Raw genomic sequence first — 24551 nt, forward strand, 5'->3', positions numbered from 1 at the left:
CGATGCCGCCAAGCACCGTGCAAACCTGGACCCACGGCGCCCTGCTGCTGGATCCTGCGCGAACCCGCTTCGCCCTGTGGGCGCCGGATGCGGGTTCGGTCAGCGTCGAGCTGGACCACGGCCGGTCGCTGCCCATGCAGCCGCGGCCCGAGGGCTGGTTCGTGCTCGAGGCCGATTGCCCGGCAGGCAGCCGCTACCGCTTTTCCATCGACGGCCAACTCCAGGTGCCGGATCCCGCGTCCCGGTCCCAGGACGGCGATGTCCACGGCCCCAGCCGGGTAGTCGATCCGGCGGCCTATCAGTGGCAGCACCAGCAATGGCGTGGCCGCCCCTGGCACGAGGCGGTGATCTACGAGCTGCACGTGGGCGTCATGGGCGGCTACCTGGCGGTCCGCCAGGCGTTGCCAGCCCTGGTGGAACTGGGGGTGACCGCCATCGAGCTGATGCCCCTGGCGGAATTTCCCGGCGAACGCAACTGGGGCTATGACGGGGTCCTGCCCTATGCCCCGGAAGCCTCCTACGGCACTCCCGAAGACCTCAAGGCGCTGATCGACGCGGCCCACGGCCTGGGCCTGGCGGTGCTCCTCGACGTGGTCTACAACCACTTCGGCCCCGATGGCAATTACCTGCAGCGCTATGCCGCGCCGTTCTTTCGCGACGACCTGCACACCCCCTGGGGCGCAGCCATCGACTTTCGCCAGCGCCCGGTGCGCGAATTCTTCATCGACAACGCCCTGATGTGGCTGCTGGAGTACCGCTTCGACGGCCTGCGCCTGGATGCGGTGCACGCCATCGACGACCCGGACTTTCTCGTGGAGCTGGCCCAACGGGTGCGCCAGGCGGTGCCGGCCGAACGTCACGTGTGGCTCAACCTGGAAAACGAGTTCAACCAGGCCAGCCTGCTGCAGCAGGGTTTCGATGCGCAGTGGAACGATGACGGGCATAACGCCCTGCACGTGCTGCTGACCGGGGAAACCGACGCCTACTACGCCGACTTCGCCGACCGGCCCACCGAGCAACTGGCCCGCTGCCTGAGCCAGGGTTTCGCCTTCCAGGGCCAGGCCAACCGCCACGGTGAATCCCGCGGCGAACCCAGCGGGCACCTGCCCCCCAGTGCCTTCGTGCTGTTCCTGCAGAACCACGACCAGATCGGCAACCGCGCCTTTGGCGAGCGCCTCAACCAATTGGCGCCGCCCCAGGCGCTGCAGGCAGCCACCGCGCTGTTGCTGCTGTCGCCGATGATCCCGCTGCTGTTCATGGGCGACGAAGTGGCCGCCCAGGAACCGTTCCTGTTCTTCACCAGCCACCAGGGCGAACTGGCCGAGGCGGTGCGCGAAGGCCGGCGCAACGAGTTCGCCGCGTTCAGTGCCTTTGCCGACGCCGGGCAACGCCAGCGCATCCCCGACCCGAATGCCCCTTCGACCTTTCACGCCTCGCGCCCGCAAGCCTTGGCGCAACAGGCCGCGGCGACCCGCGAGTGGTACCGCAGTCTGTTGCAGATCCGCCATCGCGAGTTGATCCCGCGGCTGCCCGGCGCCCGCGCCCTGGGCGCTCGGGTGCTGGCCGAAGGCGCCCTGAGTGCAGGTTGGCGCCTGGGCGACGGCAGCCTGCTGTGCATCGATTTGAACCTCAGCCCGCACCGGGTCGAGTGCGCGCCCCTGAGCGGCGCTCGACTGTGCTTCGAGCATCCAGCACAGGCCCACCCGACCGGCGCCCCGCCATTCCTGCCGGCCTTCAGCGTGCGGGTGCAACTGGACGACAAGACCGCCCCTGATGGAGAACGCCCATGAGCAACGCGCCACTGGAAATACTCGCCAGCCGCGCCGGCCTGGCCGTGGACTGGATCGATGCCAACGGCCGCCCGCAAAAGGTCGAGGACCGGGTGCTGCGGGCGGTGCTGGCTGGCCTCGGTCACCCGGCCGACGACGACCAGCAGATCCGCGACAGCCTGCAGCAGTTGCAACAACAGCAACAAAGCCGCCACCTGCCACCGCTGCTGACCGCCGATATCGGCCAGGCCCTGGACCTGGCCCGCTACTTCGCGCCCCTGACGCCATGCCAGGTGCAACTGGAAGACGGCCAGGCCCTGCAACTGCAACTCGATGACGCCAGCCGGCTGCCCGGGCTGCTGCCCCCCGGCTACCACCAGGTGAACGTCGAGGACGAGCGCTTCATCCTCGCCGTGGCCCCCGAGCGCTGCTACAGCGTGGCCGACGCCGTGGACCAGGCCACCCCGCGGGCCTGGGGCCTGAGCGTGCAACTCTATGCCCTGCGCCGCAGCGGCGACGGCGGTTTCGGTGACGCCCAGGCCCTGGAGGAGCTGGCCCGCCAGGCTGCCGAACGTGGCGCCGAGGCCCTGGCCATCAGCCCGCTGCATGCGATGTTCAGCAGCGACCCCCAGCGCTACAGCCCCTATTCCCCCTCCAGCCGCCTGTTCCTCAATAGTTTGTACGCCGCCCCCGGGGCGATCTTCGGCGAGCGCGCCTGGCGCAACGCGATCGAAAGCTGCGGCTTGAGCGAGCAGTGGCAGGCACTGGAGCAGCAGCCCCTGATCGACTGGCCCCAGGCCGCCCAGGCCAAGCTGCAGGCCATGCGTGCCTTGTACCAGGGCTTTTGCCACAGTGAGCACCCACTGCATCCGGACTTCGCCAGTTACCGCCAGGCCGCCGGCGAGGCCCTGGAAAACCACTGCCGCTTCGAAGCCATCCAGGCCCAGCGCGCGGCCCGGGGCGAACCCCTCGACTGGCGCCAGTGGCCCGAACACTGGCGCGACCCGGCCAGCCCGGCCCTGGCTCGCTTCGCCGAGGAGCAGGCCGAGGAAATCGGCTTCCATGCCTTTTGCCAGTGGCTGATCGCACGCAACCTGCAACGGGCGCAAAGCGCAGCCCGCAGCAGCGACATGGGCATCGGCCTGATCGCCGACCTGGCGGTGGGGGCCGACGGCGGCGGCAGCCAGGCCTGGAGCCGCCAGGACCAGTTGCTGGCGGCGCTGACCGTGGGCGCGCCACCGGACATCCTCAATCGCCAGGGCCAGGGCTGGGGGATTTCCGCCTTTTCCCCCGAGGGCCTGCAACGCCATGGCTTTCGCGCCTTCATCGAGATGCTCCGGGCCAACTTCGCCCACGCCGGTGGCTTGCGCATCGACCATGTGATGGGCCTGCAGCGGCTCTGGGTGATTCCCCTCGGCGCCCCTCCCAGTGACGGCGTCTACCTCTACTATCCGGTGGACGACCTGCTGCGCCTGCTGACCCTGGAATCCCACCGTCACCAGGCCATTGTCCTGGGCGAAGACCTGGGTACAGTGCCCGACGGCCTGCGGGAGAAACTCGCGGCCCGGGCCATGCTCGGCATGCGGGTGCTGCTGTTCGAACAGGACCACGGCTGCCACTTCAAACCCATCCTCGACTGGCCGGACAATGCCCTGGCCACCACCAGTACCCACGACCTGCCGACCCTCAACGGCTGGTGGCACGGCCGCGACATCGACTGGAACCTGCGCCTGGGCCTGGTGGACGAACCCGGTGCGCTGCAGTGGCGCGAACACCGCCAGCGTGAACGCGAGGGCCTGCGCCAGGCCCTCGCCCAGGACCCGCAGAACTTTCGCGAAGAGGCCCACGAAGCCGACCAGGTGCTGGACGCCAGCGTGCGCTTCCTTGGCCATACCCGGGCCCCGTTGGTCCTGCTGCCGCTGGAGGACGCCCTGGGCATCGACGAGCAGGCCAACCTGCCCGGCACCCTCGACACCCACCCCAACTGGCGCCGGCGCCTGGCCAGTGCCAGCCGGCACCTGCTGGACGACGCCGACGCCGCCCGGCGCCTGGAACTGCTGGCCTGCGCCCGGCAACAAGCCCTTGAGCGTGATCGATGAACGAGCCGAGCCAACCCACCCTGCGGGCCAGCCTGCGCCTGCAGTTCCACCGCGACTTCACCCTCGACGACGCCGTGCCCCTGGTGCCCTATTTCGCTCGCCTGGGCATCAGCCACCTCTACGCCTCGCCGCTGCTGTGCGCCCGGGCCGGTTCGATGCACGGCTATGACGTGGTCGACCCGACCCGGGTCAACCCGGAGCTTGGCGGCGAAGCGGCGCTCCGACGCCTGGTGGCGGCCCTGCGCCAGCAGCGGATGGGCCTGATCCTGGATATCGTCTCCAACCACATGGCCGTGGGCGGCGCCGACAATCCCTGGTGGCTGGACCTGTTGCAATGGGGGCGCCTGAGCCCGTACGGCGAGTTCTTCGATATCCAGTGGCACTCCCCGGACCCGCTGATGGAAGGCCAGTTGCTGCTGCCCTTCCTTGCCAGCGACTACGGCGTGGCCCTGCAGGAAGGCAGCCTGCAGCTGCAGCTGGACCACGACCTGCAAGGCTTTCATGTGCAGCACCACGAACACTGCTTCCCGATCTGCCCCACCGATTACGGGGAACTGCTGCGGCTGGACAGCCTCCTGGACAGCAACGCGGCCGTCGCCCTGAAGGACCTGGCCGACGGCTTTGCCGCCTTGCGCTTCAACAGCGACGCCCATGCCCAGGCCCAGCCCTTGCAGCAGGCCCTGGGCCAACGGCTGCAGCAGGCGCCGCTGCGCCAGGCCGTTGAGGGCCACCTGCAGCACTACGATTCCCGGCAGCCGCAAGGTTTCAACCGCCTGCATCAGCTGCTGGAGCAGCAGAGCTACCGCCTGGCCAGTTGGCGTACCGCAGCCGACGACATCAACTGGCGGCGCTTCTTCGACGTCAATGAACTGGGGGGCCTGCGGGTCGAGCGTCCGGCGGTGTTCAAGGCCACCCACGCGAAGATCTTCGAGTTGATCGAACAGGGCCTGGTGGACGGGCTGCGCATCGATCATGTCGACGGCCTGGCCGATCCCCGGGGCTATTGCCGCAAGCTGCGGCGGCGGGTCGATGCCCTGCGCCCCGGCGAACACCTGCCGATCTACGTCGAGAAGATCCTTGGCGCCGGCGAGACCCTGCACCGCGACTGGGGGGTGGACGGCAGCACCGGCTACGAATTCATGAACCAGCTGTCGCTGCTGCAACAGGCGCCCAGTGGCCAGCCGCTGCTGGCTGAGCTCTGGAGCCGGCACAGCCAGCGCCCGGCCGACTTCGAGGCCGAGGCCCGGCTGGCGCGCCAGCAGATCCTCAACGGCTCCCTGGCCGGCGACTTTGAAAGCGTCGCCCAGGCCCTGCTGCAAGTGGCGCGGCTGGACCTGATGAGCCGCGACCTGACCCTGGGCGCGATCCGCCGGGCCCTGCAGGAGCTGATCGTGCATTTCCCGGTGTACCGCACCTACATCAGCGCCTGCGGCCGAGGCCGGCAGGACCAGCACTTTTTCCAGCAGGCCCTGGACGGCGCCCGGTCCCGCCTGAGCGAGGCCGACTGGCCGGTGCTCGACTACCTGCAGCACTGGCTGGGTGGCCAGGGTTGGCGCCGCCAGCCGCCCGGCCGCCCGCGCAAGCTGCTGCGCCATGCCTGCGTGCGCTTCCAGCAACTGACTTCACCGGCGGCGGCCAAGGCGGTGGAGGACACCGCCTTCTACCGCAGCGCGGTGCTGCTGGCGCGCAATGACGTGGGCTTCAACCCCGAGCAGTTCAGCGCCCCGCCGGCGGCCTTCCACAGGGCTTGCGAACAGCGCCTGGAGGCCTTCCCCGACAACCTGTTGAGCACCGCCACCCATGACCACAAGCGCGGTGAAGACAGCCGGGCGCGCCTGGCGGTGCTCAGTGAGCGCGCCGACTGGTACGCACGCCAGGTTGCCGATTGGCGCCAGCAGGCGACGGCCTTGCGCCAGCGTGCCGACGCCCCCTCTGCCGGCGATGAACTGATCCTCTACCAGAGCCTGCTGGGCAGTTGGCCCCTGGACCTGCAGGCCGACGATCCCGAGGCCCTGGAAGAATACGCCGGGCGGATCTGGCAATGGCAGCTCAAGGCCTTGCGCGAAGCCAAACTGCACAGCAGCTGGGCCGCCCCGAACCCGGAATACGAAGGCGCGGTGCAGGCCTTCGTCGAGTCCCTGCTGCGTTCACCCCGGGGCCTGGCGCTGCGTCAGTCGATCGCTGCGGCAGTCCAGGCCATCGCCCCGGCCGGGGCCCTCAACAGCCTGGCGCAAACTTTGCTGCGCATGACCGTACCGGGGGTGCCGGACCTGTACCAGGGCAACGAGTTCTGGGACTTCAGCCTGGTCGACCCGGACAACCGCCGGCCGGTGGACTACCTGGCCCGGCAACGGGCACTGGAGGGCCCGGACGATCCACGCGAGTGGCTTGCCCAGTGGCGCGACGGGCGTATCAAGCAAGGCCTGATTGCCCGCACCCTGGGCCTGCGCCGCCAATACCCGGAGCTGTTTCGCCGGGGGCATTACCAGCCCTTGCCGGTGCTTGGTGAACAGGCCGGGCGGGTCCTGGCCTTCATGCGCGAATACCAGGCGCAACGGCTGCTGGTGATCGTGCCGATCCAGGTCGCCGGGCTGCTGGAGCACAGCGCACGGCCCCAGGTGAATGCGCCACTTTGGGGCGATACCCGGGTGCAGCTACCGTTCGCCGCCTCGGCTCGCAACTTGAATGGACTTTTTCCGATGGGGGCAGTCACACCCCACAGGGAGCTGATGATCAGTGCCGTTTTGCAAGATTTTGCGCTCAACCTTTTGATCCAACCTTGAGTTCAGTCCAGGAGCATTGCGATGAGTACCGACGACAAACGCATTCGAGAGTTTGCCTATCAGATCTGGGAATCGGAAGGCAAGCCTGAAGGCCACGAGGCCCGTCATTGGGAGATGGCGCGCAAGCTCGCCGAGGCCGAGGCCCTGGCGCCGAGCAAATCGCCCAGGGCCGGCAAGGCCAAACCTGCGCCAGCCAAGCCAGACGCCAAGGCCGCCGCCAAGCCCAAGGCCAAGTCGGCCGCTGCCCTGGTGGTGCCGCCGGGCGAACAGCCGCAGGTGGCGAAGAAACCCCGGGCACCGCGCAAGCCGCCCGCCAACTGACACCGCTCCCGCCCTGATCGTTGGCGTGCCCCCGTGGTGCCGTGCGGCGCCACAACCACCGCGCGCGCCCGCAACAAACCCGACGACCTGGCCCGTCACCCGGCCCAGTAACCGCGCACACCTTGACTGCAGGAGCAACCATGACCCGATCCCAGCCGCCCCAAACCTCCACTCCCGAGTGCGACGCCTCGCGCATTCGTGAAGGCTTGCCCTTCCCCCTCGGCGCCACCTGGGACGGCCTGGGGGTCAATTTCGCGCTGTTCTCGGCCAATGCCACCAAGGTCGAGCTCTGTGTGTTCGACGACGCCGGTGAAGTGGAACTCGAACGCATCGAACTGCCGGAGTACACCGACGAAATCTTCCACGGCTACTTGCCCGACGCCCACCCCGGGCTGATCTACGGCTATCGGGTATACGGCCCCTACGATCCGGCCAACGGTCACCGCTTCAACCCCAACAAGCTGCTGATCGACCCCTATGCCAAGCAGTTGGTGGGCCAATTGAAATGGTCCGAGGCGCTGTTCGGCTACACCATCGGCCACCCCGATGCCGACCTCAGCTTTGACGAGCGCGACAGCGCGCCCTTCGTGCCCAAGTGCAAGGTCATCGACCCGGCCCACACCTGGGGCAACGACCAGCGGGTCAGCGTGCCCTGGGACAAGACCCTGATCTACGAGACCCACGTGCGCGGCTTTACCATGCGGCACCCGGCGGTGCCGGAGCACCTGCGGGGCACCTTCGCCGGGTTGATGGTGGACGATGTGCTGGAGCACATCCGCAAGCTCGGGGTGTCATCGGTGGAACTGCTGCCGATCCACGCCTTCGTCAACGACCAGCACCTGCTGCACAAGGGCATGACCAACTACTGGGGCTACAACAGCATCGCCTTCTTCGCCCCCGACCCGCGCTACCTGGCCAGCGGCAAGATCGCCGAGTTCAAGGAAATGGTCGCGCACCTGCATGAGGCCGGGCTGGAGGTGCTGCTGGACGTGGTCTACAACCACACCGCCGAAGGCAACGAGCAAGGCCCGACCCTGTCCATGCGCGGCATCGACAATGCCTCCTACTACCGCCTGATGCCCGATGACAAGCGCTTCTACATCAACGACTCGGGCACCGGCAACACCCTGGACCTGAGCCACCCCTGCGTGCTGCAGATGGTCACCGACTCGCTGCGCTACTGGGCCACGGAAATGCACGTGGACGGCTTCCGCTTCGATCTGGCAACCATCCTCGGGCGCTACCACGAAGGTTTCGACGAGCGCCACAGCTTCCTCGTGGCCTGTCGCCAGGACCCGCTGCTGCGCCAGGTGAAGATGATCGCCGAACCCTGGGACTGCGGGCCCGGCGGCTACCAGGTGGGCAATTTCCCACCGGGCTGGATGGAATGGAACGACCGCTTCCGCGACACCGTGCGCGCCTTCTGGAAAGGCGACGACGGCCAGTTGGCAGACTTCGCCGGGCGCCTGACCGCCTCCGGCGAGATGTTCAACCAGCGCGGCCGGCGGCCCTATGCCTCGGTCAACTTCGTCACCGCCCATGACGGTTTCACCCTGCACGACCTGGTGTCCTACAACGACAAGCACAACGAAGCCAACGACGAGAACAACCAGGACGGCAGCAACAACAACCTGTCCTGGAACCACGGCGTCGAAGGCCCCACCGACGACCCCGAGATCAATGCCCTGCGTCTGCGCCAGATGCGCAACTTCTTCGCCACCCTGCTGCTGGCCCAGGGTACACCGATGCTGGTGGCCGGCGATGAGTTCGCCCGCACCCAGCACGGCAACAACAATGCCTACTGCCAGGACAGCGAGATCGGCTGGGTCAACTGGGACCTGGACGCCGACGGCAAGTCGCTGCTCAAGTTCGTCAAGCGCCTGATCAAGCTGCGCATGAGCTACCCGATCCTGCGGCGCGGGCGCTTCCTGGTGGGCAACTACAACGAGGACATCGGGGTCAAGGACGTCACCTGGCTGGCCCCGGACGGTACGGAAATGACCACCGAGCACTGGCAGGATGCCCACGGCCGCTGCCTGGGCATGCTCCTCGACGGTCGCGCCCAGGAAACCGGAATTCGTCGCCCCGGGGCCGATGCCACGGTGCTGCTGGTGGTCAACGCCCACCACGACATTGTCAACTTCCGCCTGCCCCAGGTGCCCGCCGGAGAGTTCTGGACCTGCATGATCGACACCAATCAGCCCGCGGTGCGTGGCCAGGAGCGTTTTGCCTTTGACCATGAATACTCGGTCACCGGGCGCTCGCTGCTGCTCTTCGAACTCCAGCACGGCTCGGGCAACGGCGAGGCCGAGGGCTGAAAAACTGTGACGCAGTGCGTTGTTGCAGCTTTATCGGCGATTGCTTGCGCTGCGGGAGGCAATTGCCGTCTACCCTGATAAACGACACCTCAAGGGGCCAACGAGCCGTGTATGATTGGCCCCCTGATTCACGGCAACCCAAGGTAGGGAACGCCGGTATGCCACGCTGCGGCCGATGCCGGATACACAGCGTGGGGTACGAACCCCAGGACACCTGCGAACGTCGAACCACTGACCCGCGTGTGCCGCACAGGAACAGGGATGTGACACCTCATGAAAGCCATACCCGCTATAGACAGCATCTGGCCCAGCCAGATCTGGAACTCTGCCCGCAGCCTGGCCGATGTCCCGGCCATCAACCTCGCCAACCTGGTGCCCGCCGGCTCCCGCGCGGTGATCGTCGCCCCCCACCCCGGTGACGAAGTGGTCGCCAGCGGCGGCCTGCTGCAAGTCCTCGCCCATCACGGCCACCCCTTGCAGCTGATCTCCATCAGCGACGGCAGCGCCAGCCACCCGGGCTCGGAACTGTGGCCCAAGCGCCGCTTAAGTGTCTTTCGCCCCCAGGAGAGCGCCGAGGCCCTGCGTCGCCTGGGGTTGCCGCTGCACAGCCTGAAATGGATTCGCGGCGGTTTTACCGACCGAGCCCTGAGCGAACGGGAACAACAGCTGGTGCCCTTCATCAGCCGCTACCTGCGCGCCAGCGATGTGGTGTTCAGTACCTGGCGCGCCGACGGCAACCTGGATCACGAAGCCGTGGGCCGGGCCACCGCCAAGGCCGCAGCGCTGGTGGGTGCGCGCTTTCATGAGATCCCCGTGTGGGCCTGGCACTGGTCGCCCCGGGAGGAGCACCAGATCCCCTGGCATCGGGCCCGCAAGCTGCGCCTGGACACCTGGACCGTGGCCCGCAAGCGCCACGCCGCCCATGCCTACGCCAGCCAGTTGCAGGGCGAACCCGCCATCGGCCTGGAAGCGTCGCTGTCGCCGGTGCTGCTGGAGCGCCTGCGCCTGCCCTACGAAATCATCCTGATGTAGCCGGCCGGGTCAAAATCCACTGGAACGCCGGCGCCGGTCATCAGTCCCAGTGGTATCGGCCACTGATTCAGAGGAGCCAGCGTGAGCAGTGATTCCCCCCGCCAGCCAGCCCCCGACGCGACCCGCCGCCTGCGCGTGCTGACCGTCAACACCCATAAGGGCTTCACCGCCCTGAACCGGCGTTTCATTCTCCCGGAGCTGCGCGAGGCAGTGCGCAGCACCGGTTCCGACCTGGTGTTTCTCCAGGAGGTGCTGGGCGAGCATGAGCGCCATGCCTCGCGCCTGGACAACTGGCCACAGCAGTCGCAATACGAGTTTCTCGCCGACAGCATGTGGAGCGACTACGCCTACGGGCGCAACGCGGTATACCCCGACGGTCATCATGGCAACGCCCTGCTGTCGAAGTTTCCGATTCGCCAGTACCGCAACCTCGACGTTTCCATCACCGGCCCCGAGCGCCGGGGGTTGCTGCACTGCGTCCTCGATGTGCCCGGGCACGCCGAAGTGCACGCCATCTGCGTGCACCTGAGCCTGCTGGAGAGTCACCGGCAGCTGCAGTTGGCCCTGCTCTGCCAGTTGCTCGAATCCCTGCCCGACCAGGCTCCGGTGATCATCGCCGGCGATTTCAACGACTGGCAGCTGCGCGGCAACACCACCCTGGGCCGGCGCAACGACCTGCATGAGGCCTTCGAGCGCCATCACGGGCGCCCGGCCAAGACCTACCCGGCGCGCTGGCCGCTGCTGCGCCTGGACCGCATCTACCTGCGCAACGCCAGCAGCCAGCGCCCGCAGATCCTCGGCAACAAACCCTGGACCCACCTCTCCGACCACCTGCCCCTGGCGGTGGACGTGCACCTGCCGCTCGGGGCCGCACATCAGAATCCCTGAGCAAAAGACCGGCGGCACGGGCAGAATCGTCCATGCTTTTTCCCCGACCTGATCCTCGGCGCATCCGCTCCGGGGCTGGCCGGATCCGAGCAGAAGGAGTCAAGCGATGAGCGATAAACCCACGATCGTCCTGGTCCATGGATTCTGGGGCGGTGCCGCCCACTGGAACCGGGTCATAGCTGAACTGCTGGACCGGGGCTACGAGAAGATCCGCGCGGTGGAACTGCCCCTGACCTCCCTGGCCGAGGACGTTGCCCGCACCCGCAAGATGGTGGCCCAGCAAACCGGGCCGGTGTTGCTCGTGGGGCATTCCTACGGCGGCGCGGTGATCACCGAGGCCGGCCACGAAGCCAATGTTGCAGGCCTGGTGTACATTGCCGCCTTCGCCCCCGACCAGGGTGAAAGCCCCGGCGGCCTGACCCAGGAGTTCCCTCCTGAAGCGGCGGCCAACCTGGAGCCGGACAGCGACGGCTACCTCTGGGTGCGCCCGGAGCGCTTCCAGCAAAGCTTCTGCCAGGACCTGAGCCCCCGGGAAGGCCTGGTCCTGGGCCTGACCCAGAAGGCGCCCCTGGCCAGCACCTTCGGTGACACCCTCGGCGCCCCGGCCTGGCGCAACAAGCCGTCGTGGTACCAGGTGTCCAGTGCCGACCGGATGATCGCCCCCAAGAACCAGGAGCGCATGGCCGCGCGCCTGAACGCGCGCAAGGTGATCCACCTGGACGCCAGCCACGCCTCTCTGGCCTCCCAGCCCGCTGCCGTGGCGACGCTGATCGCCGAAGCCGCGCAAGCCCTCTAGTCCACCCTTCCGATCGCGGCGACAAGGCCCGCCAGGCCTTGCTCGCCGGATGGTCGCGTACTTACCCAGGGGCCCGGATCCGTCACCGGCCTGTGACCGGCGCCGGGATCAGCGATCTGGCCGCAGGATCAGCACTGCCAGGGGCGGTAGGTTGAGCGCCAGGGACAGGGCCTGGCCATGGCTCGCCAGTTCCTCACTGAATGCTTCGCCGCCGTTGCCGTAGTTGGAACCGGCGTACAACTGCGAGTCACTGTTGAGCAACTCGCTCCAGCGCCCCGCCACCGGCACCCCAACGCGGTAGGCCTGGCGCGGCACCGGGGTGAAGTTGGCCACCACCAGCAACGGCTCGCCCTGCCGGCTCCAGCGCAGCCAGGCATACACGCTGTTGATCGCGTCGTCGCCGATCAGCCACTGGAAGCCCTGAGGCGCATCGTCCTGATCGTGCAACGCCGGATACTCGCGGTACAGCTGGTTGAGGTCGCTTACCAGGCGCTGCACCCCGCGATGCTCGGGGTATTGCAGCAGGTACCAGTCCAGTTGCTGGTCGTGATTCCACTCGCGCCACTGGCCGAACTCGCACCCCATGAACAGCAGCTTCTTGCCCGGGTGGGCCCACATGAAGCTCAGGTAGGCCCGCAGGTTGGCGAACTTCTGCCAGCGGTCGCCGGGCATCTTGTCGATCAGCGAATGCTTGCCGTGCACCACTTCATCGTGGGAGATCGGCAGGATGAAACGCTCGGACCAGGCGTACACCAGGCCGAAGCTCAACTCGTTGTGATGGTGGGCGCGGTACACCGGGTCCTGCTGGATGTAGTGCAGCGAGTCGTGCATCCAGCCCATGTTCCATTTATAGGCGAACCCCAGCCCGCCCTGGGCCGTGCCCTGGCTGACCCCGGGCCAGGCCGTGGACTCCTCGGCAATCACCAGCGCGCCCGGGGCTTCCAGGGCCACCACATCGTTGAGGTGGCGCAGGAAATCGATGGCCTCCAGGTTCTCCCGGCCGCCGTGGCGGTTGGGCACCCACTCCCCGGCCTTGCGCGAATAGTCGCGATAGAGCATCGAGGCGACGGCGTCCACCCGCAGCCCGTCGACATGGAAATGCTTGAGCCAGTGCAGGGCCGAGGCCAGCATGAAGCCATGGACCTCGGTGCGCCCGAGGTTGTAGATCAGGGTGTCCCAATCCTGGTGAAAGCCTTCCAGGGGGTTGCCGTACTCATACAGCGCGGTGCCGTCGAACTGGGCCAGGCCGTGGGCATCGGTAGGGAAATGCGCCGGCACCCAGTCGAGGATCACCCCGATCTGCTCCTGGTGGCAGGCGTTGACGAAGGCCGCGAAGTCGCTCGGCGTGCCATAGCGGGCGCTGGGGGCGAACTGCGACAGCGGCTGATAGCCCCAGGAGCCGCCAAACGGGTGCTCCATGATCGGCATCAGCTCGATATGGGTGAACCCCAGGTCCTTGACGTAGGGGATCAGCCGCTCGGCCAGTTCGGCCCAGCTGTACTGGCGCGCCACTTCCCCCAGGTCGTCCACCTCGCACTGCCAGGAACCGGCATGCAGTTCATAGATCGACAGCGGCGCGTCCACCCGCTGGCGCTCGCCCCGGGCCTGCATCCACGCCTGGTCCTGCCAGTCGACCTGCAGGGGCGCGGCAACCTTGGAGGCGGTGTCCGGCGGCAGTTGGGTGGCCAGTGCCATGGGGTCGGCCTTGAGCGGCAGGATCCCGTCGGGGCCGAGAATCTCGTACTTGTAGGCCTCACCGGCCTGCAGGCGCGGAATGAACAACTCCCAGACCCCGGAGGGATGGCGCAGGCGCATCGGATGGCGGCGCCCGTCCCAGATGTTGAAATCCCCCACCACCGAGACCCGCCGGGCATTCGGTGCCCAGACCGCGAAGCGCACACCGGCGATGCCATCGACCGTCACCAGCTGCGCCCCCAGGCAGGCACTCAGGTCCCGGTGATTGCCTTCGGCAAACAGGTACAGGTCCATCTCCCCCAGCAGTGGGCCAAAGCTGTAGGGGTCCTCGGTGACCTGTTCGCCACCGGCCCATTGGATCCACAGCAGGTAAGCCCGCTCCTGGGGCAAATGCCCGGTAAACAGCCCCGCTACCTCGCCGACCTGGAGGCTGCCGAGCACCTCCTGATGCTCAGGGTCCAGCACCTGCACGCTCAGGGCACCGGGCAGGAAGGCGCGGATGAATTGTCCGCCGGCGCCATCGCCATGGGGGCCGAGGATGGCGAACGGATCGTTCTGTTCGGCCCGTACCAGGGCATCGATGGCCTTGGCTGAAGGTTGCGATGCCGATGGGTTCTTTCCCTGTTCCTTGTTCGAGAAACTCATGACTGCTCTCCACCACTCTCAATATCGGAAAAGGGTTTCAGTTCACTCAACAACCCCACCAGGCCACGCAACGGTACGTGCAGCCAGGCGGGACGGTTTTCTGCTTCATAGGCCAGCTCATAGGCGGCCTTCTCCAGGCTGAACAGCGCCAGGGCGGCCTCTGCGGCGTCGGGTTCCTGCCAGCCATGGCCAAGATTAGCCGTCGCCAGCCGATACGCCTCGACAAAGGCCTGGCGCGACTCCTTCAGGTAGCGCTGCAGCACTTTTTCCCGCCCGCTCCGGGCCTGTGCCCCGTCCATGGCCGGGGCCTCAAGGGCCATGGCCGCAGCGTAATCGAAGGAGCGCAACACCCCGCTGACATCCTTGTAGGGGCTGTGCTTGCCTCGGCGCTCGGCCAGGGGCCGCGCCGGCTCGCCCTCGAAGTCGATGAAGTAGGCGTCGCCCTTGATCACCAGCACCTGGCCCAGGTGCAGGTCGCCGTGGACGCGGATGCGCAAGCCCCCCACCAACTGTTTCGCCAGGTGCCGGACATGCCCCAGGATCTGCGCCTGGTGCTGCACCAAGCGATCCACCCGCTGCTGGTCAGCCGCACTCAACCCCGCCTGGTGCTGGGTGAGCAATTGCAACCCGCGTTCCAACTGCCCGGCGACCTGGCGCTCCCAGGCCTCGACATCCTTGCCGGTACTGACTTGCGGGGCAAAGTCCGGGTTGTCGCCGGGGGTGGCCAGCAGCCCGTGCATCTGCCCCAGGCGCAACCCCAGCAGGCCGGCGAAGTCCTTGAGCTCGCCCAGGGCGTTGTAGTGCTGCTCCTGCTCGGAAATGGCCTCGGCCAGTTCGTCGCGCATCGCCCGCTCCAGGTTGTTCTGGGTCCACTCCCAGGCGTCGCCCTGATTGCTCAGGTAGCCCTGGGCGATCATCAGCAAGTGATCCTCGCCCTGCTCGTCGCGGCGCACCACCGAACCGAGCAAGGGCGAGATGTGGGCAAACCCTGCCGCGGTGAGGAAGGCGCCCATTTCCAGTTCCGGATGCACGCCCGCTGCCACCTTGCGTATCAGCTTCAACACCAGGCTGGTGCCCACCACCACCGAACTGTTGGACTGCTCCGCCGACAGGTAGCGCACCTCGGACTCGGCCCCCAGGCCCAGCCCGGCCAACTGCGTGGTGGCCTGGAAGCGGATCTGCCCGGCGCTGCTGTCCAGCCGGGTCTGTGCCTGCAGCGCCAGGAGCACGCTACGCACGAAACTGTCGAGGGCGAAAGCGTCGGTGATCAGCCCCACCTGCCGGCCACGGCGTACCCGGGCCATGGCCAGTTGCTGGGGCAAGACACTGCTGATCTGCTCTTCTGCCAGCAGGCCAAAGGGCAACTGATAACGCTGCGCCTGGCCCGGGCTGCCGACCTCGATCTCGCTGAGCAGCACCGGGTGCTGCGGGTCGCCAAAACGCACGCCGTAGGCGATCCGCACCTGCCCGATGGCGGCATCCTTGCCGGCGAACCAGCGACGCTTGGGCAGCCAGTTGGGCAGCACTTCGTGCTCCAGGGTGGTGCGCGAGGGTGCCTCGAGCAATTCTTCGAGGCGTTTCTTCAGCACCAGGGTGGTGAAGTCGGGCAGGCTCTGGGCCGGTTCCACGTGCCAGCTGGGCATCTGGTTTTCCGCAGCCAGGGCAAACCAGTAGAAGCCATAGGGCGCCAGGGTCAGGAGGAAATTCAATTGGCCGATGGGCGGAAAGGCGTTCCCGCCGAGCATCTCCACCGGCACCATGCCGGCGAATGCCGAGAGGTCCAGCTCCGCCGCCTGGGCGCTGCGCGAGACGTTGGCCACGCAAAGGATGATTTCCGGCTTGCCGTCGGGCCCGGTGTATTCCCGGGTGTAGGCCAGGATCCGCCGGTTGCTCGGCGACAGCATCTTCAGGCTGCCGCGGCCAAAGGCCTTGGACTGCTTGCGCAGCGCCAGCATGCGCCGGGTCCAGTTGAGCAGCGAATGGGGGTCGGCGGACTGGGTCTCGACGTTGACCGACTGGAAACCGTACAGCGGATCCATGATCGGCGGCAGCACCAGGCTGGCCGGATCGGCCCGGGAGAAGCCGCCATTGCGGTCGATCGACCATTGCATCGGCGTGCGCACGCCGTCACGGTCTCCCAGGTAGATGTTGTCGCCCATGCCGATCTCGTCGCCGTAGTAGAGGGTCGGGGTGCCGGGCATCGACAGCAGCAGGCTGTTGAGCAGTTCGATGCGCCGCCGGTCACGCTCCATCAGCGGCGCCAGGCGGCGGCGAATCCCCAGGTTGATCCGCGCACGGCGGTCGGCGGCGTAGTAGTTCCACAGGTAGTCGCGTTCCTTGTCGGTGACCATCTCCAGGGTCAGCTCATCGTGGTTGCGCAGGAAGATTGCCCACTGGCAGTGGGCCGGGATCTCCGGGGTCTGGCGCAGGATATCGGTGATGGGAAAGCGGTCTTCCTGGGCCAGGGCCATGTACATCCGCGGCATCAGCGGAAAGTGGAAGGCCATGTGGCATTCGTCGCCGTCGTCGCCCTTGGCGTCGCCGAAATACAGCTGGGTGTCCTCCGGCCACTGGTTGGCCTCGGCCAGGAGCATGCGGTCCGGGTAGTTGGCGTCGATCTCGGCGCGGATCGCCTTGAGCACCTCGTGGGTCTCGGGCAGGTTCTCGTTGTTGCTGCCATCACGCTCGATCAGGTAGGGAATGGCGTCCAGGCGCAGGCCGTCGATGCCCATGTCCAGCCAGTAGCGCATCACCGACAGCACCGCCTTGAGCACCTGGGGATTGTCGAAGTTGAGGTCCGGCTGGTGGGAGTAGAAGCGGTGCCAAAAGTACTGGCCGGCCACCGGATCCCAGGTCCAGTTGGACTTTTCCGTATCGAGAAAGATGATCCGCGTACCGGCGTACTTCTGGTCGTCATCGGACCACACATAGAAGTTGCGCGCCGCCGAGCCAGGCCGGGCCTTGCGTGCCCGCTGGAACCAGGGGTGCTGGTCGGAGGTGTGGTTGATCACCAGCTCGGTGATCACCCGCAGGCCGCGCTTGTGGGCCTCGGCGATGAAGCGCCGGGCGTCCGCCAGGGTCCCGTAGTCGGGACTGACCCCTCGGTACTCGGCAATGTCGTAGCCATCGTCGCGCCGTGGCGAGGGGTAGAACGGCAGCAGCCAGAGGGTGTTGACCCCCAGGTCCTTGATGTAGTCAAGCTTGGCGATCAGCCCCGGAAAGTCGCCGATCCCGTCGTTGTTGGAATCGAAATAGGACTTCACATGCACCTGGTAGATCACCGCGTCCTTGTACCAGAGCGGGTCCTTGATAAAGGTCGTGGGGCGAGGCTTCTTGGCCATGTCGGACTCCTGAAAAAAGTGAATTCGCAGCCGCCACAAACCACGCCCCCATGGCAGCTGGCTTGCCAGCGAAGGCGGCGGCCGGGCCTGCACAAGGCGCGCCGGCTTGCCGGCGCCTACGCAGCGCTGATGCGCCAGATGCCGAAAGGCTGCGCTGGTTCGATGCGCATGAACTGAGTCTTGCCGTACCAGGTCCAGCGGTGGCCGTTCATCAGGTCCTCGCCCTGGGTCTGGGCGTCATCGGCCAGCCCCAGCTCCCACAACGGCAGCTCGAAGTGCGCCTCCTGGGGATTGAAGGGATCGAGGCTGACCGCCACCAGCACGAAGTTGCCAGCGCTGCGCTTGCCGAAGTACAGGATCCGGTCGTTCCAGGCGTTGTACAGCTTGAGCCCCAGGTGGCTGTGCAGGGCCGGGTTCTGCCGGCGGATGCGATTGAGCTGGGCGATCTCGGCAATGATGTTGCCCGGCGCGCTGAAGTCCCTCGGGCGGATCTGGTACTTCTCCGAATCCAGGTATTCCTCCTTGCCCGGCAGCGCCGCCGATTCGCACAACTCGAACCCGGAGTACATGCCCCACAGGCCCGAACCCATGGTGGCCAGCACTGCGCGAATGAGAAATCCCGGGCGTCCCGAGTCGTGCACAAAGCTGGGGTTGATGTCCGGGGTGTTGACGAAGAAGTGCGGCCGGAAGCATTCGCGCCACGGCGCCTGGTTGAGCTCGCTGAAATAGCTCGACAGCTCGCTCTTGGTATTGCGCCAGGTGAAGTAGGTGTAGCTCTGGGAATACCCGACCTTGCCCAGCCGGGCCATCATCGCCGGGGTGGTGAAGGCTTCGGCGAGGAAGATCACCTCCGGGTGCCGGCCGCGCACGTCGCCGATCAGCCATTGCCAGAACGGCAGCGGCTTGGTGTGCGGGTTGTCCACGCGAAAGGTCTTGACCCCCTCCGCGACCCAGCCCAGGACTATGTCCCGCAGCTCCAGCCACAGGCTGGGAATGGCATCGGCGGCATAGAAATCGACATTGACGATGTCCTGGTATTTCTTCGGCGGGTTCTCGGCGTATTTGATGCTGCCGTCCGGGCGCCAGTTGAACCAGCCCGGGTGCTGCTTGAGCCAGGGGTGGTCCTGGGAACACTGGATGGCGAAATCCAGGGCGATCTCCAGGCCATGCTCGGCGGCGGCGGCCACCAGCCGGCGAAAATCCTCTCGGCTACCCAACTGCGGATGGATCGCCTCATGGCCGCCCTCTTCACTGCCGATGGCATAAGGGCTGCCGGGGTCGTCCGGGCCGGCCGTGAGCGCATTGTTGCGGCCCTTGCGGTGGCTGCGGCCAATGGGGTGGATGGGCGGGAAATACAGCACGTCGAAGCCCATGTCTTGAATCATCGCCAGGCGCGCGTGCACATCATCGAAGCTGCCGTGGCGAGCAGGATCGTCGGTGATAGAACGGGGAAACAGCTCGTACCAGCTGGCGAACTGCGCGCGCACACGCTCCACATCGATCGGGTATTCGGGGCTCAAACTGCGGTACGGCCGCTGGTCGGCCGCGGCCATCAGGCGGGCGCTGTGCGGATCCAGGAACAGCGCCACCTGTTCGGTCTCGAGCAACCCGGCCAGCTGCTGCAGCAGCACCAGCAACTGCTCGCGCAACGCCCCTTCGCTGCGTTCAGCGGCCTGCTGGACCTGGGTCCGGCCTTCCTGCAGCTCCAGGCTCACCGGCACCCCGGCCAGGTGTTTTTTCTCCAGCTCGTAGCAAAAGCTGGCGAACTGATCGAGCCAGGCCTCGATACAGAAACGGTAGCGGCCCACTGCCGGTACCGGGAAACGCCCCAGCCAGCCGTCGTTGCCCTGGTCTTCCAGGGGCTGGCTGTCCCAGTGCTCCTGCTGCTCGTTGCGCCAGCGCACACGCACCGCCAGCTGGTCGTGGCCGTCGGCGAACACCTTGCACGTCACTTCAATGTCCTGGCCGGCCACCGCCTTGACCGCGAACTGCCCGCCGTCGAGCACCGGACGGGTGTTCTCGATGGCAATGCGCGGCAGCAGCAAGGCCTGGGACAAAGGCAGCTGCGCCTGGTATTGCTGTTCGGTCGGTTTGTCTGCAGTCATCGAGCCTCACCCCCTTTCCCACGTCGTCGACGCTCTGGTTGCGGGGCTGGCAGCGCCCCGGTGAATCAATGCACTTAGGTTCCGAGCCACGGGCCCGGATGAAAGTTCATCGCGATTGCGCGGCAAATCGACGGGAATCAAACTCGCGCTGGCGCGGTCCACCCCATGAGCCTGTGCATCTGCAAGCACAAAGGAGGCCATCGCCATGAACATCCCGATCCCGGCAGAAACCCCTGATCCCAACATCGACCAACCGACCCTGCCCCCCAGTGAGCCGGAGCCGGTTCCGAAGCAGGAACCACCGCACAGCACTCCACCGCCCAAGGGCGACCCGCCCAGCACCACGCCCCCGGTGGTGGTCCAGCCAGTGTCGAGCCAGCAAGCATAGACAGCCCCTGGGCGATCTCCGAAAGATCGTGGTCGCTCAGGGTTTTTCCAGGCGCCGGACAATCAGCGGCATGAGGCTGAACACCATCAGCGCCAGCAAGGTACTGAGCACCGCCGTGGCTTCCCGGCCCAGGCCCGCAGCGACGCCGATGGCCGCGGTCATCCACAAGCCGGCGGCGGTGGTCAGGCCCTTGACGTGCTGCCCGCGGTCTTCCTCGTGCCCCTTGAGGATGGTGCCCGCCCCCAGGAAGCCGATCCCGGCGATCACCCCCTGCACCACCCGGCTCATGGCGTCGGCCTCGGCCCCGGACAGGCTCGGCACCAACACAAACAGCGCCGCGCCCATGGCCACCAGCATGTGGGTCCGCACCCCGGCCGCCTTGCCCTGGTGTTCGCGCTCGAAACCCAGGATGCCGCCCAGCAGCGCCGCCACCAGCAAACGCAGAGTGATCTGGGTGACCTGCCGGGCATCGCCGATATCGGCGAACTCGGCTTGCAGGGTCAGCCAGACTTCATGCCACCAGGTGTTCATGCCATCGCTCCTCGTCCCACCGCGGGCTCTTGAGCGATGGACCGCGGCCGCCAGCAAAAGGTGCCGCCCGACCACCGTGGTCACCGTAGCAGCCGGCTTGCCGGCGAACAGGCCCCTGGGCCGGCTGCCCACCTCACGGGCGCCCTCGCTGGCAAGCCAGCTGCTACACAAGCCAGCGCCTATAAGAGCCCGTGTCCATTCCCGCCAGCGTCTGCCCACACCGTTGATCGCCGCTGGCGAACCCTGGCCGGCCCCTGCGCCCTAACCTGTATAGCCATTGCCTTGAGGTAACCGCCATGAGCCTGCGCATCGAAGACCAGACCTGCTATTTCGACACCGACACCCTGCACCAGCGCCTGCCCGCCAGCGCCGTGACCATCATCACCGACGGCGCCAAGTCGATGTCGGCGGTGGACCTGGGCGGCGAGCGCATCTACATCACCGAAGCAGAAGCCGACGCATTGACCGTAGCAGGTGCCACCGACGGCCGACGCCATCTGAAGGCCAGCGACGGTGATTCGGTGATTTGACTGATCTGGATCAGGGTACGCCGCGCAGGCCTGTGTCTACAGGCACCGCGGCCATCCCTGGGGGCACTTCGAGGGGTGCAGCAAGTTGTCGCAGGGGCCTGGAAAAGGCCATCTGATCCGGTTTTTTATCAAATACCTGAGTCTGTTATGCAAACAGATCCGTGGTCATAGTTGCCGGGCCTGATGGAGGCTGATGAGCGAACGACCATGAGCGAAAGAATTCCCGTCCGATTAGTAGAGACCTTCGAACCTTCACACCCTAAACAGATGAAGTCGAAGACCACCGACAAGCAAGTCTTCACCCGTAGTTTCACTGGTTTGTTCCGAACCCTGCGCATGAGCGGCGCGGGTTTCCTGTTCCTGCTGTTCTTCGGCACCGTGTGGCTCAACTGGGGTGGCCGCCAGGCCGTGCTCTGGGACCTGGCCGAAAGCAAGTTCCACATTTTCGGCGCAACCTTCTGGCCCCAGGACTTCATCCTCCTCTCGGCCCTGCTGATCATCTGCGCCTTCGGCCTGTTCGCCATCACGGTGTTCGCCGGCCGCGTGTGGTGCGGCTACACCTGCCCGCAAAGTTCGTGGACCTGGCTGTTCATGTGGTGCGAAAAGGTCACCGAAGGCGAGCGCAACCAGCGGATCAAGCTGCAGGCCGCGCCCTGGGGCCTGAACAAGCTGGCCCGGCGGGCGATGAAGCACACCCTGTGGCTGGCCATCAGCCTGCTCACCGGCCTGACCTTCGTCGGCTACTTCACCCCGATCCGGCCCCTGGCCCAGGAACTGCTGACCCTGCAGATCGGCGGCTTGAGCCTGTTCTGGGTGCTGTTCTTCGCCGCGGCCACCTACATCAACGCCGGCTGGCTGCGGGAGGCGGTGTGCATGCACATGTGCCCTTATGCGCGCTTCCAGAGCGTGATGTTCGACAAGGACACCCTGACCATCTCCTACAACCCGGTTCGCGGTGAAAGCCGCGGCCCGCGCAAGCGCGATGTGAAACCCGCCGACGTTGGCCTGGGCGACTGCATCGACTGCCATCTGTGCGTGCAGGTCTGCCCTACCGGCATCGACATCCGCGACGGCCTGCAGATGGAATGCATCGGCTGCGCCGCCTGCATCGACGCCTGCGACTCGATCATGGACAAGATGGGCTATGCCCGGGGCCTGATCGCCTACACCTCGGAACATGAGCTGCAAGGCGGCAAGACGCACCTGCTGCGGCCACGGCTGGTGGGCTACAGCCTGGTGCTGCTGGTGATGATCGGCGCCCTGGCCCTGGCCCTGGTGCAACGGCCGATGGTGTCCCTGGACGTCAGCAAGGACCGTGGCCTGTTCCGCGAGAACGCCCTGGGGCAGATCGAGAACATCTACAGCCTGAAGATCATCAACAAGACCCAGGAGCGCCAGGAATACCGCGTGGCCCTGGTAAACGGGGACGGCTTCGAGTTGCAGGGCAAGACCCAATTGAGCCTGGCCCCGGGTGAAATCATCGACGTGCCAGTGTCGGTGGCGATGACCCAGGAACGTCCGCAGAGCAGTTCCCAGGCCATCAGCTTCAAGGTCGCCGACAGTGATGATCCAAGCGTCTACGCCGTGGCCAAAACTCGTTTTGTCGCGCCGATGAACCGCTGAGCCTCTAGAATGCCGTGGCGAGGGAGCCCGCTCCCGTAGCCACTGGCAAGCCGCAACGCCCCGTGCCATGGCCAAGTCCATGGCACGGCTGCCAGACCACTCCCTCGCCACCGTATGTACCTTGACTCAATGACCAGACTGGATCTTCAACCGCAGATGAAACGCTACGAAAAATTCGCCGATGACATCGCCGAACTGATCCGCTCAGGGGTCCTCGGCCCGGGCCAGCGCGTGCCTTCAGTGCGCTACGCCAGCCAGACCTATGGAGTCAGCCCGTCGACGGTGTTCCAGGCCTATTACCTGCTGGAGCGTCGCGGCCTGATCCGCGCCCGCCCGCGCTCCGGCTACTTCGTCAACGCCCATGCACCGAGCCCGTTCTCCGAGCCGGTGATCAGCAGCGAGGTCAATGAATCCACCGAGGTCGATGTCAGCGAGCTGGTGTTCTCGGTACTCGATTCGATCAAGGACCCGAGCACCGTGCCCTTCGGCTCGGCCTTCCCCAGCCCGACCCTGTTCCCCCTGCAGCGCCTGTCGCGCTCCCTGGCCAGCGCCAGCCGCGAGATGGACCCGCGGGTGGTGGTCACCGACATGTCCCCGGGCAACCCGCAACTGCGCCGGCAGATCGCCCTGCGCTACATGGTGGCCGGGCTGATGCTGCCCATGGAAGAGCTGCTGATCACCAATGGCGCCCTGGAAGCGCTGAACCTGTGCCTGCAGGCGGTGACCGAGCCCGGCGACCTGGTGGCCATCGAGGCCCCGGCCTTCTACGCCAGCCTGCAAGTGCTGGAACGCCTCAAGCTCAAGGCGGTGGAGATTCCGGTGCACCCCCGGGACGGCATCGACCTCGGGGTCCTGGCCCAGACCCTGGAGCGTCACCCGATCAAGGCCTGCTGGTGCATGACCAGCTTCCAGAACCCCATGGGCGCGAGCATGCCCGAGGCCAAGAAGCAGGAGCTGGTGGAGCTGTTGCGTCAGCACCAGGTGCCGCTGATCGAGGACGACGTCTACGCCGAGCTGTACTACGGCCAGCAGGCACCGAAGCCGGCCAAGGCTTTCGACACCGAGGGCCTGGTGATGCATTGCGGCTCCTTCGCCAAGAGCCTGGCCCCGGGCTACCGGGTCGGCTGGGTCGCGGCCGGGCGCTATGCGCAGAAGATCGAACGGCTGAAGCTGATGACTTCGCTGTGCGCCTCGATGCCGGCCCAGGCGGCGATTGCCGACTACCTGCAGCATGGCGGCTACGACCGCCACCTGCGCAAGTTGCGCTACGCCCTGGAAGAGCAGCAGAGCGCCATGCTGGCGGCGATTGCCCGTTACTTCCCGGCCCAGACCCGGGTCAGCCAGCCGGCCGGGGGCTACTTCCTGTGGCTGGAACTGCCGCCGCAGATGGACTCGCTGAAACTGTTCCAGATGGCCCTGGCCCAAGGCATCAGCATCGCCCCGGGGCCGATCTTTTCCCCGACCCAGCGCTTTCGCAACTGCATCCGCCTGAACTACGGCAGCCCCTGGAACGAAGCCGCGGAACAGGCCATGGAAACCCTGGGCCGCATCATCCGCTCCTTCTGATGTCGGAGCGGGCTTGCCCGCGAAAGCGCCCGCAAGATTCCAGGGCCTCTTCGCCGGCAAGCCGGCTCCTACAGGGAACTGCACGATCTATCTGACTGCTGTAGGAGCTGGCTTGCCAGCG

16 protein-coding genes are annotated in these 24551 nt (G+C 66.6%); 12 read left to right on the forward strand and 4 right to left on the reverse strand.

From position 1 onward, the window contains the following. Nucleotides 1-2: 2 nt before the first annotated feature. The 8 genes from treZ to ACZ5BO_RS18880 all read left to right on the forward strand — a co-directional run bounded on the left by treZ (nt 3) and on the right by ACZ5BO_RS18880 (nt 12006). A complete protein-coding gene (treZ, locus tag ACZ5BO_RS18845; RefSeq protein WP_464696067.1) occupies nt 3-1790 on the forward strand; it encodes a malto-oligosyltrehalose trehalohydrolase in 1788 nt (595 codons plus the stop codon). After that, complete coding sequence (malQ, locus tag ACZ5BO_RS18850; protein ID WP_464696068.1) at nt 1787-3868, forward strand: 4-alpha-glucanotransferase; 2082 nt, start codon at nt 1787-1789, stop codon at nt 3866-3868. The genes treZ and malQ overlap by 4 nt, the downstream gene beginning before the upstream one ends. Further along, the gene (locus ACZ5BO_RS18855) at nt 3865-6651 is read left to right on the forward strand and encodes a malto-oligosyltrehalose synthase (RefSeq protein ID WP_464696069.1); all 2787 of its coding nucleotides are present in this window, start codon (nt 3865-3867) and stop codon (nt 6649-6651) included. The genes malQ and ACZ5BO_RS18855 overlap by 4 nt, the downstream gene beginning before the upstream one ends. 21 nt (nt 6652-6672) lie before the next feature. Further along, complete coding sequence (locus ACZ5BO_RS18860; RefSeq protein ID WP_464696070.1) at nt 6673-6972, forward strand: DUF2934 domain-containing protein; 300 nt, start codon at nt 6673-6675, stop codon at nt 6970-6972. Nucleotides 6973-7112: 140 nt separating this feature from the next. Further along, nucleotides 7113-9290 (forward strand): glycogen debranching protein GlgX, encoded by a 2178-nt coding sequence (gene glgX / locus ACZ5BO_RS18865; RefSeq protein WP_464696071.1) that lies wholly within the window; start codon nt 7113-7115, stop codon nt 9288-9290. Between the two features lie 273 nt (nt 9291-9563). Beyond that, nucleotides 9564-10322 carry a PIG-L deacetylase family protein gene (locus tag ACZ5BO_RS18870; RefSeq protein WP_025127490.1) on the forward strand — a complete coding sequence of 253 codons (759 nt, stop codon included), beginning with the start codon at nt 9564-9566 and terminating at the stop codon, nt 10320-10322. 81 nt (nt 10323-10403) lie between these two features. Continuing rightward, on the forward strand, nt 10404-11210 hold the full coding sequence (locus tag ACZ5BO_RS18875; RefSeq protein ID WP_025127491.1) for an endonuclease/exonuclease/phosphatase family protein: 807 nt from the start codon (nt 10404-10406) through the stop codon (nt 11208-11210). Nucleotides 11211-11316: 106 nt separating this feature from the next. Beyond that, nucleotides 11317-12006 carry an alpha/beta hydrolase gene (locus ACZ5BO_RS18880; protein ID WP_025127492.1) on the forward strand — a complete coding sequence of 230 codons (690 nt, stop codon included), beginning with the start codon at nt 11317-11319 and terminating at the stop codon, nt 12004-12006. Nucleotides 12007-12114: 108 nt separating this feature from the next. On the opposite strand, the gene glgB is transcribed toward ACZ5BO_RS18880, so the two are convergent. The 3 genes from glgB to ACZ5BO_RS18895 all read right to left on the reverse strand — a co-directional run bounded on the left by glgB (nt 12115) and on the right by ACZ5BO_RS18895 (nt 19792). Then, nucleotides 12115-14346, reverse strand: a complete 2232-nt coding sequence (gene glgB, locus ACZ5BO_RS18885; protein ID WP_464696073.1) for a 1,4-alpha-glucan branching protein GlgB — start codon at nt 14344-14346, stop codon at nt 12115-12117. Continuing rightward, on the reverse strand, nt 14343-17687 hold the full coding sequence (gene treS / locus ACZ5BO_RS18890) for a maltose alpha-D-glucosyltransferase (protein WP_464696074.1): 3345 nt from the start codon (nt 17685-17687) through the stop codon (nt 14343-14345). The genes glgB and treS overlap by 4 nt, the downstream gene beginning before the upstream one ends. 116 nt (nt 17688-17803) lie before the next feature. Further along, entirely contained in the window at nt 17804-19792 is a 1989-nt protein-coding gene (locus ACZ5BO_RS18895; protein ID WP_464696075.1) for an alpha-1,4-glucan--maltose-1-phosphate maltosyltransferase, read from the reverse strand. Between the two features lie 205 nt (nt 19793-19997). Between ACZ5BO_RS18895 and ACZ5BO_RS18900 the strand changes: the two genes are divergently transcribed. Further along, a complete protein-coding gene (locus ACZ5BO_RS18900) occupies nt 19998-20180 on the forward strand; it encodes a hypothetical protein (RefSeq protein WP_464696076.1) in 183 nt (60 codons plus the stop codon). A gap of 36 nt (nt 20181-20216) precedes the next feature. Here the strand turns inward: ACZ5BO_RS18900 and ACZ5BO_RS18905 are convergent, their stop codons facing one another. Continuing rightward, nucleotides 20217-20711 carry an MgtC/SapB family protein gene (locus tag ACZ5BO_RS18905; RefSeq protein ID WP_464696077.1) on the reverse strand — a complete coding sequence of 165 codons (495 nt, stop codon included), beginning with the start codon at nt 20709-20711 and terminating at the stop codon, nt 20217-20219. Between the two features lie 296 nt (nt 20712-21007). Between ACZ5BO_RS18905 and ACZ5BO_RS18910 the strand changes: the two genes are divergently transcribed. From ACZ5BO_RS18910 to mapR, 3 genes are all read left to right on the forward strand, one after another. Beyond that, nucleotides 21008-21241: a DUF3203 family protein gene (locus ACZ5BO_RS18910; protein WP_025127498.1), complete on the forward strand. Its 234-nt coding sequence runs from the start codon at nt 21008-21010 to the stop codon at nt 21239-21241. A 207-nt stretch (nt 21242-21448) separates the two neighbouring features. Beyond that, entirely contained in the window at nt 21449-22864 is a 1416-nt protein-coding gene (ccoG, locus tag ACZ5BO_RS18915) for a cytochrome c oxidase accessory protein CcoG (protein ID WP_025127499.1), read from the forward strand. 156 nt (nt 22865-23020) lie between these two features. Then, nucleotides 23021-24430, forward strand: coding sequence for a GntR family transcriptional regulator MpaR (mapR, locus tag ACZ5BO_RS18920; protein WP_025127500.1), 1410 nt, complete (start codon nt 23021-23023; stop codon nt 24428-24430). The last annotated feature ends 121 nt before the right edge of the window (nt 24431-24551 follow it).

Source organism: Pseudomonas sp. FFPRI_1 (assembly GCF_055384485.1).